At 60.2% G+C, this 1,099-nt stretch carries 1 protein-coding gene; it reads right to left on the bottom strand.

From position 1 onward, the window contains the following. Window positions 1-15 precede the first annotated feature (15 nt). The coding region (locus tag A3730_RS32095; protein WP_063539008.1) for a tetratricopeptide repeat protein at window positions 16-1,099 on the bottom strand (1,084 nt) is incomplete at its 5' end.

Genomic DNA, 1,099 nt, shown 5'->3' with positions numbered 1-1,099 from the left:
AGGCATCCTTCATCATCAGGACTTCTTCTGCAGCAACTGGGCTTTGCCCAGTTGCGCTTCTCCCGCCAGGTTCCGGTAGAACGTTTCCAGTTCCGGGAGCTGCGCTTGCAGCGCTTTGCGCACCTGGCGCCGCGCGTTAGTCAGATTCGATTCCACCTGCTGTTTCTCCAGTGCCAGCTGGTCTTTGCGTTGCTGGAGCGCCGGCGGCAGTGCGGTTCCGCCAAGTTTGTTGAGCCGGGTATTCAGGCGTTTCAGCCGTTCCCTCGCGTTGGCCAGCTGTGCTTTCAGTTCGTCGGCATCCGGGGCGTTTCGCAGGATGCGCTGCAAGTCTGCAATTTCCTGTTCGGTGGCGGTTTTTTCACGCTTTGCTGCGGTGCGAAAGGCCCCGTTGGTCAGGTCTCTGGCGGTGGCATGCTGGATGGCGTTGTGCAGATCGGTTTCCCTGCGGTCCAGACATTTGTGTTGATGGTGGGCGGCCATCAACTGGCGGGTGGCCGTAAGTACTTCGCTATCGTTATCACGGACCATGGCCAAAACCAGCTGGTCCATGACTGTGGTGCTGTTGCCGGCCACGGTATTGGTCAGGGTGCGGTATAACTGATCCGGCTCGTTGGAGAGTTGATTCAGGGCTTGCAGGTTTTCCGCCGCCTTGGTCAGCGCCAGGTTGTACACCGGCAGGGCCAGCGCATCGGCGCCCTGGTTGCGCCAGTCATCGCCAGCCAGTACCAGGCCGGATACCGCCCGGGGGTTGCCCGGAAAACGCGCGGCAATACGGATAAACCAGGCTCTGGCCCGCTCCTTGTCGCCATCGCGCCGATAGCTTTCTGCCAACAACAGGGCGGCATCCACAGCCGCCGGACTGTTCTGCTCCACTTCACTGAGTTGTTGACGGGCAAACTCGGTATCGCCGTCTTTCAGCGCCAGTGCGGCCAGCCGCAGGCGCGCATAATTACCCAGAATCGGTTTGTTGATACTGCTGGCATGCTGGTTATAGGTGAGCAGGGCGCGGGCTTGTGTTGCTGTGGCCTGGTGACCGAGCAGGTCCAGGAGCTGTTCATCATCCCCGCTGATAGTCAGTGAGGATGACGAAACGGCGTAG

The organism is Alcanivorax sp. HI0044 (genome assembly GCF_001634945.1).
This window is presented reverse-complemented; position numbering and strand designations above follow the sequence as displayed.